Raw genomic sequence first — 9,470 nt, 5'->3', positions numbered from 1 at the left:
CGGCCGCCGGTGGGTGTGTGGGTCCTCCGCGGCGCGCCGACGGGGGCGTGGTTTTGGTCCCTGTCCCTGGGTGGGGGGGGGGGGGGCCCGCCGCCCCCCCCCCACGACCAGGCAACCTCGCCGCAGCTTGCGCGTTGAGCCATCGGAGGGATGACATCAGCCTCGGAGAACCCCCATGAAAACCCTTCTATCCATCACTGCGGCAGCGATGATGGCTGGCGCACCTTTGGCTGCTTTTGCCCAATCGGCGACGCTGACGCCTCTAACGACCGACACCATGAGCAAGGTTGACACCGCGACGTTCGTCAAGACCGTGCCCATCGCCAATACATTCGAAATCGAATCGAGCCGACTTGCGCAGACGCAGGCGACTGCCGACGACGTGAAGGCATTCGCGGCGCAAATGGTCACGGACCACACCAAGGCCGGCGAGGACTTCAAGGCGGCGCTCAGCAAGGGTCAGACGACTTCGGCCACCGCGCCAGCCGGCCCGTCGCTGGACACCAAGCACCAGGCGCTGCTCGACCAACTCAAGGAGGCCAGCGGGGACAGCTTCCAATCGAAATATATCGACATGCAGACCCAGGCGCATAAGGAAGCGGTGGCGCTGTTTTCCGCTTACGCGAATTCCGGCGACGATCCGGCGATGAAGGAGTTTGCCAAGAAGACGCTGCCGGTGCTGCAAATGCACGAACGTCATCTCAAGGACCTCGCTGCCGCGCATCAATGAGAGCGAAGAGTGCCTTTTGCAAACGAAAGGCCGCCCCACACACGGCCTGTGTGACGCAGCTGTCGTCCGGCCACACGGCCGGGAACAAAGCACCGAGAGTGCCGTTATTTATCCGGCTTGTTCGGGGAGGATCCAATGGAAGGCGGCATTCGCGGGGCCTCAAGGATAGTAGCGCCGGCTTTCGGCGCCGTCCTGGTCGCCGCTGTCACAGGCTGAAATCGCTTTCCGAACGGGACAGGCTGCCTTCATGCGCTACGGCGAGATATTTGCAAATGTTACGGCACTCATGTTGCTGGCCTTGATGATTGGCGGCGTCTTCGTCCTGTTTGGAGAGCCGCTGTGGCCGCGGCACTACGCGAGAATGGTGCTGGTTACGGATATCGATGCCATGAGCACCGCGTCAGTCCGAACAAGCTGCGTGCCCAGTCCCTGCCTGCCCGACATCATCGATCACACCGTGCTCACTCCTCGCCCCGAGGACGGACCTTGATTTGCGATTTGCAGACGCGGAGCGAGGAGATGCGGAAAGGCCCGCCACGCGACCTGCGCGACGGACCCTTTGGTTCAATCAAACCGTCTGGCCACAACTAAGTCAGGATAATCACGATCTTGTAGGTATTCGGGTCGACGATGACGATCCGGCCGTCGGCGAGCACGAAATACTCATAGCCTTCGTAAGCCGGAACGATCTTGACGATGCGCGCCGGCAGACGATGCAGCCGGACCTTCTTCCGCGGAACCTCGATGCCGACAGAGATGTCGAAATCGACGCTGGAAACCGGTTGGACGTTCGTCTCCTTGATGACCTGCGTGATCTGGGTTTTCTGTTCAACGGTCACATTGCTGATGGAAGCGGTCGAACTCTGGTCCTGCGTCTGCGTCGAGGCATTGCCCTGAGTCTGCTCGGTGGTGGTGGTTCCGGCCTTGCCCTGGGCGTGCTGATCGGTCTTCATCTTTGTGTTGCCCTGGGCTTGCTGGTCAGTCGTTGCGCCGGCCTTGCCTTTGGCTTGCTCATCGGTCTTCAGCTTCTTGTTGCCTTGCGCCTGTTGATCAGTTGCAGCGCCGGTCTTGCCCTGAGCCTGCTCGCCCATTTTGGCGCCGTTCTGGCAATTGGCAGTGCCGGCTGCACAATTGGCGCCGGACTGGTCGTCGGTCGACTGCTGCGTCTGGGCAAGTGCAGCCCCGCAACTGACGCTGATTGCTAGCATGCTGGTGATCAGAACGCCTTTCATGAGAGATCTCCTTGGAAAACGCGTCCCTTCACCGCGTAAAACCGCGGCTAAAAAACTTTGTTCCAAACTAATGGAGGGAAACGGCAAGCGATCCGAGTGGCGGAACAAGCTCCACCTGATGACGTTACCGGCCTATAGCGACCCCGCTGCGAACAGCATGACGCGGCGCAGCGCAGAGGTGGCTCACCACGAAAGGAGACGATCATGAGAATGCATCTTTCGGCAGCCGCGGCTGGGTTCTTGCTGCTTGCGGGTATTGGCGCCGCTGCCGCTCAGGACGTGGTCATCGAACCGCAGCAGGAGACGATCGTACGCGAGTATGTGAAAAAGCAGCCTCTGGCGTCCGTGCAGCTTCCCGGCGTGGAGCTCAATGTCGGCTCGACCCTGCCCGATACCGTCGAGCTTCATGAGGTTCCCGACGTCAAATACCGCTATGTCGTCGTCGACAATCGGACCGTCCTGGTCGATCCTGGCACGCGCAGGATTGTAAAGGTCATCGAGTGAGCAAGCGCGTCGCTTTGAAGGGACATGCGGCGCGTCCAGCATTGTCGACATCCCACACTGCTGCCCGTGTTGGGCATTCGGACGCAGAAAGGCCCGCCGCTTCGAAGCACGGCGGGCCTCATAGCGGAGACGACGTCCGGACAATTTCTGAACCAGCATTGGGTTAGAACGCATGATCCCAGCACGCCCTGTGCTCGCCAGGCCCGAAACTTTGAGAGAATATTCCTGGCTTCGCATTTCGCGGGAAATACGGTGCTTTGATCCGACGGTCAGCATTCCCGATGATGCCGGCAAGGCTTGGCACTCCGCCTGGCCGCAACGACTTCAGAACCGACGGGATAGATCATGTCTGGGAATACCAACACTTTGCTCTCATTTCTCTCCGCAACTATAAACCGGCGCGCCGGTCTGGCTGTACTTTTCGCGTCGGCGGTTGCGATTGTCGGCCTTGCTGCGCCGTCGTTCGCCGAAGACAAGACGGCGGTCAAGGTCGGCATCATGAGCGGCGAGGACGAGGATGTGTGGCGCGTCGTCACCGCCCAGGCGGCGGAGAGGGGGCTGACGATCGAGACCGTGGTGTTCAACGACTACACCCAGCCGAATGAAGCACTCGAGCGTGGCGAAATCGACGCCAACGCCTTCCAGCACAAGCCCTATCTCGACAACCAGATCAAGACGCAGGGCTATCACATCGTCCCGGTCGGCTATACCGGGGTCTGGCCGATCGGCCTCTATTCCAAGAAGTACACGAAGATTGCCGACCTGCCCGAAGACGCCGTCATTGGCGTGCCGAACGACCCGTCCAATGAGGGCCGCGCACTGCGCGTTCTGCAGAGCGAAGGTCTGATCAAGCTCAGGGAAGGCACCGGCATTCTGGCTACGACGACCGACATTGCCGAAAACCCGAAGAAATTAGTCGTCAAGGAGCTTGACGCCGGGATTGTCGGGCGCTCGGTGGAAGACCTCGACGGGGCCGTGGTCAACACGGATTGGGCGCTTAAAAGCGGCCTCACACCGGAGAACCGCATCGCCCAGGAGGCGGTGGCCGACAATCCCTACCGCAACTTCATCGCGGTCAAGGCCGGCAATGAAAACCAGCCCTGGGTAAAGACATTGGTCGCCTCCTACCAGAACGAAAAGGTGAAGGCCGAATTCGACCGAGTCTACAAGGGAACCGGCATCAGCGCCTATTGATGCCGAGCTCGACTGGGCGCCGAAGCCCGGCATGATAAAACGGTCCGCGCTTCAACGCGGACCGCGATCGCGTTTGCGGGACACCAATACAGGAACTTTTATGAACCAGCATTTCGCCTCGGTCACCGAAGTCATGCGTCCCGTCGGCGGCCGCTCCGCCGGACCGAATGATGCCGTGCGCCTCATCGAGCTGAAGCGCCGCTTCGGCGCGACAGCGGCGCTGGACGGCGTGTCGCTCAGCGTGCGCCAGGGCGAGATCCTCGGCATCATCGGCCGCAGCGGCGCCGGCAAGTCGACGCTGATACGCTGTTTGAACGGCCTGGAGCGGCCGGATTCAGGACAGGTCTTCATCGAAGGCCGCGACATCAGCCGGCTCGGCGAGCGCGAATTGCAGCCGCTGCGCCGGCGCATCGGCATGATCTTCCAGCATTTCAACCTGCTGTCCGCCAAGACGGTCGAAGACAATGTAGCGCTGCCGCTCAAGATCGAAGGCCGGCCCAGGGTCGAACGCCTGGCACGCGCCGCCGAGCTGCTCGAGCTTGTCGGCCTGTCGGAGAAGGCGAAAGCCTTTCCGGCGTCGCTGTCGGGCGGGCAGAAGCAGCGCGTCGGCATTGCCCGGGCGCTTGCGGCGCGCCCGGCGCTGCTGCTGTCGGACGAAGCGACCTCGGCGTTGGACCCGGAGACGACGCGCTCCATCCTTGCCTTGCTCAGAGACATCAACCGGCAGCTCGGCCTGACCATCCTGCTGATCACGCATGAGATGGAGGTGATCCGCTCGATCGCCGACCGGGTCGCGGTGATCGACGCTGGGCGGATCGTCGAGCAAGGGCCGGTGTGGTCGGTCTTTGCCGACCCGAAATCGGCGATCACACAAAGCCTGCTCGGCGGCATCCGGCCGCAATTGCCGGCGGAGATCGCAAGCCAGCTAACGCAGAACGCCGGCGTGGAGGCGATCCTCAAGATCGACGTGGCCGGTGAGGCCGCGCGAAGCCCGCTTTTGTCCGATCTTGCCTCGGCAGTTCCCGGCTCGTTCCGCCTCGTGCATGGCGGCATCGATCACGTCCAGCAGCAGCCTGTCGGGACACTGTTCGTGGCGGTCGCCGGCAGCAATGAAGCTCACCTGGCAGAGGTGATCGCGTTCTTGAAAGCCCGCCAAGCGCGGGTGGAGGTGCTTGGCCATGTCGCCGGTTCTGTTTGAGCTTCTCGTCCGTTCGATCTGGGAAACGATCCTGATGACGGCCGCCTCCGGCCTCATCTCGCTGGTTTTCGGGCTGCCGCTCGGCCTGGCGCTGGTCGCCACCGACCGCGGCGGTATCGCCGAAAACCTGTGGGTGAACCGCGCGCTCGGAGCGCTCATCAACGGCTTCCGCTCGGTGCCTTTCATCATCCTGCTGGTTGCGCTGATCCCGGTGACGCGGCTGATCGTCGGCACCTCGATCGGCACCTGGGCAGCGATTGTGCCGCTGTCGATCGCGGCGACGCCCTACTATGCCCGGATCGCCGAAGTGTCGCTGCGCGAGGTCGACCACGGGCTGATCGAGGCGGCACGCGCCATGGGCGGCAACCGCTGGACGATCATTCGAGAGGTGCTGGTGCCGGAAGCGTTGCCCGGCATCGTCGCCGGCTTTACGGTGACGCTGGTGACGCTTATCGGCGCCTCGGCCATGGCTGGCGCCATCGGCGCCGGCGGGCTCGGCGACCTCGCCATCCGCTATGGATACCAGCGCTTCGAGACGTCCGTCATGATCGCCGTTGTCATTGTGCTGATCGTCCTGGTCTGCGGTATCCAGTGGGCCGGCGACCGGCTGGTCGCGAGGCTGGATCACCGCAACTGATCGTTGGTCGCAAATAAGGGAAATCCGGGGCCGCGCCGTCAGCCGGCGCGCCTCTTTTCCGTGGCTGCCCGGTCGATCCCCAATCCATCCGCCGAGAGAGCGACGCCGAACTTTTCGGCGGCTTCTGCGGGCGTGTAATAGCCCAGCGCGACATCCCTCGACACCAGATCGGCGTCCCGCTGCAACGGATCGCCGTAGCCGCCGCCGCCCGGTGTGCCGACGCGCACGCGATCGCCTGCCTTCAGCGCGATGTCCTGCTCCTTGGATAGATGCGGCGGCACATGTTCCTTGCCGTCGCGGAACACGGTCACCGTGTTGACCGCGCCGTCCTTGCCGCCGAGCGCGCCCTGTGGGCCGAAGCGGCCATGGTCCATGACGAAGGAGGCACGGGCGTCGCCGCGCAGGATCTCGACCTCATAGGCGAGGCCAAAACCGCCGCGATGCTTGCCGGCGCCGCCCGAGCCTTCGCGCAGGGCGTAGTGGCGGTAGAGCACCGGGAAGGCCTGCTCCATGATTTCGACTGGTGGCGACTTGGAAATGCCGATGGTCGAGCAGCCATTGGTCAGGCCGTCGTGACCGGCATTGCCGCCATAGCCGCCGCCGGAGATCTGGTACATGACATAATCGCGGCCGCGGGCCGGATCGTTGCCGCCGAGCGCGAAATTGCCGCTGGAGCCGGCCGGAGCCGCCGTCACCTTGTCCGGCAGCGCCTGCACCATCGCAGCGAACACCGCCTCGGCAATGCGCTGCGAAACCTCGGCCGCGCAGCCCGATACCGGGCGCGGATATTTGGCGTCGAGGAAGGTGCCTTCCGGCCGCCTGACGATCAGCGGCTCGAAGGCACCGGCGCTGATCGGCACGTCGGGGAAAATGTGCCGCATGGCGAGATAGACCGAGGACAAGGTCGTCGCCAGCACGCTGTTCATCGGCCCAGCGCAGGGCTTTGACGAACCGGAGAAGTCGAAGCTGAGCGTGTCGCCCTGTTTTTCGACCGCCAGCGCGATAGTCAGCGGTTCGTTGACCACGCCGTCGGAATCAACAAAAGCCTGCGACCGGTAAATGCCGTCGGGAATGGCTGATATGTTCGCGCGCATCTGTTCGGCGGCGCGGCGGCGCAGTTCGGCGATCGCTTCGACGACCGTTTCGTCTCCGTAACGATCCAGGATTCCGTTCAGTCGGTCTTGACCGATCAGCAGTGCCGCCGCCTGCGCGCGGATGTCGCCGATGCGCTGGTCGGCAACCCTGATGTTCGAGCAGATGATGGCGTAGATCTCAGGGTCGAGCACGCCCTTCTTGAATAATTTCACCGGCGGCAGTCGCAAGCCTTCCTGCTCGACCGCCGTTGCCGAGGCGGAAAAGCCGCCCGGCACCGAACCACCGATGTCGGGCCAGTGGCCGGTGTTCGACAGCCAGCAGAATATCTTGCCGTCGCGGTAGACCGGCATGGCGAAGCGCACATCCATCAGATGGGTGCCGCCGAGATAGGGATCGTTGACGATGTAGATATCGCCCGGCTCGGGCGGCAGGCAGCGTCCGTCGGCGATCATCTCGATCACGGTTTTGGTCGAATACTGCATGACGCCGACGAACACCGGCAGGCCCTGGCTGCCTTGCGCGATCAGCGAACCATCGAGCGCCGAATAGATGCCATCCGAACGGTCATTGGCCTCGGCGATGACAGGCGAGAACGCGGCGCGCGAAAATGTCAGGTCCATTTCGTCGCAGACTTGCTGTAGCGCCGCCTGGATGACCGAAAGGGTGATGGCGTCGAGTTTTTCCATCTCAGGCCTCGCCGATATCGATGATGATGTTGCCGTCGGCATCCGATCGCGCCCGGTCGCCGGGCTCCAGCACAGTCGTCGCGTCCATCTGTTCGAGGATCGCCGGACCTTCGATTGTTGCGTCGAGCGGCAACTTCTCTCTGCTGTAGACCGGCGTGTCGTACCAGCGCCCGCCATACCAGACAGGCCGGATCTCGCGCCGCGCCTCTTCGAGCGTTTTGGCGCGCCCAGCCGGGTCGATCAGCCGGGACAGATCGATTGCCGGCCGCACGCCGGTGACCGAGGTGTTGAGGTTGACCAGATTGGCGCGGATTTCCGGCAACTGGACCTTGAAGCGGGCGAAATAGGCCTTCTCGAACAGTTGCTGCAGTCCCTCGCGTGTCACCGCAGACGACGGCAGCGGCACGTTGATGATATGCGTCTGGCCGACGAACTGCATGTCGGCGGAATGCGTGACGCGGATCATTTCCGGCTTCACCGCCTCCTTGCCGATCAGCTCTTTGCCTTCGTTTCGGTGCCGTTCCAATGTCTCGTGGAGTTGGATTTTCTCGAGACTGGCTACCGGCTGGTTGACCGTATTAACGAAATCATGGCGCAGATCGGCGACGACGCAGCCGAGCGCATTGGTGATGCCCGGCCGCGCCGGCACCAGCACCTTGGGCAGGCCGAGCTCGCGCGCCAGTGCCGTCGCATGCAGCGGCCCGGCGCCGCCGAAGGCGAACAGCGCGAAATCGCGCGGGTCGTGGCCGCGCGACACCGAGACCATGCGGATGGCGCCGGCCATCTTCACGTTGCCGAGCCGCAGCACCGCACCCGCCGCCTCGACGCCGGACAAGCCTGTGGCGCGGCCGATCCTGTCCTCGAATATGCCGGTGACCCGTTCGACGGTGACCGGGTTTTCCACCGCGAGCAGCTTCTTCGGCGCCAGCCTGCCGAGCACCAGATTGGCGTCGGTGATGGTCGGCTCCAAGCCGCCGCGTCCGTAGCATATCGGGCCGGGATTGGCGCCGGCGCTTTCCGGGCCGATCTGGATCAGGCCTGCCGCATCGACGTGGGCGATCGAGCCGCCGCCGGCGCCGACCGTATGCACCGCCACCATCGGCACGTGGATCGGCATCGCATACTCGATCTCGATCTCGTTCGACACCGCCGGCTCGGCGTTGCGGATCAGCGCCACGTCGGTCGAGGTGCCGCCCATGTCATAGGTGACCAGGTTTTCGAAGCCGGCGCGTTTTCCCGTATAGGCGGCAGCAATGACGCCGGAAGCGGGGCCGGACATGACAGTCTTGGCCGACTCACGTGTGACAAAGCGGGCCGAGATCATGCCGCCATTGCCGTTCATGATCAGGAAGTCGCGGGCGTAGCCTTTTGACGCCAGCTCCTTGCGCAGCCGCTCGACATAGCGTTCGAGGATCGGTTGCACCGAAGCGTTGACCGAAGCGGTCACGCCGCGCTCGAATTCACGCGCCTCCGAAAGCAGCGCATGGCCTGTCGTGATGTAGCCGTTCGGCCAAAGCTCGGCCGCGATCTCGGCGGCACGCCGCTCATGCGCCGGGTTGGCGTAGGAATGCAGGAAATGGATGACGAGGGATTCGCAGCCGGCCGCGATCAGTTGTGAAATCGCTGCCCGCATCTCGGCCTCGTCGAGCGGGATGCGCACCGCGCCCGAGGCTTCGACCCGCTCCGACACTTCGAGCCGCAGATTGCGCGGGATGATCGGCACGAACGTGCCTGTCATGCCATAGGCCTGCGGCCGTGTCCGCCGGCCAAGCTCGATCACGTCGCGAAAGCCGCGCGTGGTGATCATGCCGGTCTTGGCCAGCCGGCGCTCCAGCACCGCGTTGGTGGTGGTCGTCGTGCCGTGCACGATGAGGTCGATGCCGTCGACCGGAAATCCGGTGGCGCCAAGTGCCGAAACGACGCCGAACGCCTGGTTGTCGACTGTCGTCGGGGTCTTGGCGATGTGCACCCGGCCACCGTCACGGCCGTCGATCAGAAGCAGGTCGGTAAAGGTGCCGCCGACATCGATACCGGCGACGACGCTGCCCGTCGAATCCAGAGCTTGCGCCGAAAAATTCTGTTCCATTGTCGAAACCCGAAATGCCCGAACTGCTTACATGCCTCAGTTTGGAAAGCTGTTTTACGGCGGCGTCTTGACGCAAATATCGTTTGTATACTAATAAATTCCGGACAC

9 protein-coding genes are annotated in these 9,470 nt (G+C 63.4%); 6 read left to right on the top strand and 3 right to left on the bottom strand.

Features of this window, described 5'->3' with window-relative positions; genetic code table 11:
• The first annotated feature begins 175 nt into the window (after positions 1-175).
• Both NKJ32_RS18305 and NKJ32_RS18300 read left to right on the top strand, forming a co-directional pair.
• Positions 176-730 carry a DUF4142 domain-containing protein gene (locus tag NKJ32_RS18305; RefSeq protein WP_352575226.1) on the top strand — a complete coding sequence of 185 codons (555 nt, stop codon included), beginning with the start codon at positions 176-178 and terminating at the stop codon, positions 728-730.
• Positions 731-977: 247 nt separating this feature from the next.
• Positions 978-1,220: a polymerase gene (locus tag NKJ32_RS18300; protein ID WP_352575228.1), complete on the top strand. Its 243-nt coding sequence runs from the start codon at positions 978-980 to the stop codon at positions 1,218-1,220.
• A 97-nt stretch (positions 1,221-1,317) separates the two neighbouring features.
• Here NKJ32_RS18300 and NKJ32_RS18295 read toward each other — a convergent pair whose 3' ends face one another.
• Positions 1,318-1,962, bottom strand: coding sequence for a DUF1236 domain-containing protein (locus tag NKJ32_RS18295; RefSeq protein WP_352575444.1), 645 nt, complete (start codon positions 1,960-1,962; stop codon positions 1,318-1,320).
• A gap of 204 nt (positions 1,963-2,166) precedes the next feature.
• Here NKJ32_RS18295 and NKJ32_RS18290 point away from each other — a divergent pair, with 204 nt between their 5' ends.
• The 4 genes from NKJ32_RS18290 to NKJ32_RS18275 all read left to right on the top strand — a co-directional run bounded on the left by NKJ32_RS18290 (position 2,167) and on the right by NKJ32_RS18275 (position 5,495).
• Entirely contained in the window at positions 2,167-2,466 is a 300-nt protein-coding gene (locus NKJ32_RS18290; protein ID WP_023677114.1) for a DUF1236 domain-containing protein, read from the top strand.
• Between the two features lie 345 nt (positions 2,467-2,811).
• Positions 2,812-3,660, top strand: a complete 849-nt coding sequence (locus NKJ32_RS18285) for a MetQ/NlpA family lipoprotein (RefSeq protein WP_352575230.1) — start codon at positions 2,812-2,814, stop codon at positions 3,658-3,660.
• Positions 3,661-3,760: 100 nt separating this feature from the next.
• On the top strand, positions 3,761-4,858 hold the full coding sequence (locus tag NKJ32_RS18280) for a methionine ABC transporter ATP-binding protein (protein ID WP_502902693.1): 1,098 nt from the start codon (positions 3,761-3,763) through the stop codon (positions 4,856-4,858).
• Positions 4,839-5,495 carry a methionine ABC transporter permease gene (locus tag NKJ32_RS18275; RefSeq protein ID WP_352575231.1) on the top strand — a complete coding sequence of 219 codons (657 nt, stop codon included), beginning with the start codon at positions 4,839-4,841 and terminating at the stop codon, positions 5,493-5,495. Before NKJ32_RS18280 ends, NKJ32_RS18275 begins: the two co-directional genes overlap by 20 nt.
• A gap of 38 nt (positions 5,496-5,533) precedes the next feature.
• Here the strand turns inward: NKJ32_RS18275 and NKJ32_RS18270 are convergent, their stop codons facing one another.
• Together NKJ32_RS18270 and NKJ32_RS18265 are read right to left on the bottom strand one after the other, a co-directional pair.
• Positions 5,534-7,276 carry a hydantoinase B/oxoprolinase family protein gene (locus NKJ32_RS18270; protein ID WP_352828369.1) on the bottom strand — a complete coding sequence of 581 codons (1,743 nt, stop codon included), beginning with the start codon at positions 7,274-7,276 and terminating at the stop codon, positions 5,534-5,536.
• 1 nt (position 7,277) lies between these two features.
• Entirely contained in the window at positions 7,278-9,362 is a 2,085-nt protein-coding gene (locus tag NKJ32_RS18265) for a hydantoinase/oxoprolinase family protein (RefSeq protein ID WP_352575235.1), read from the bottom strand.
• Between the last annotated feature and the right edge of the window lie 108 nt (positions 9,363-9,470).

It is taken from the genome of Mesorhizobium sp. M0159 (assembly GCF_040322295.1).
GTDB lineage: Bacteria > Pseudomonadota > Alphaproteobacteria > Rhizobiales > Rhizobiaceae > Mesorhizobium.
The sequence above is the reverse complement of the archived record's forward strand: the minus strand, read 5'-3'. Positions and strand labels throughout refer to the sequence as shown.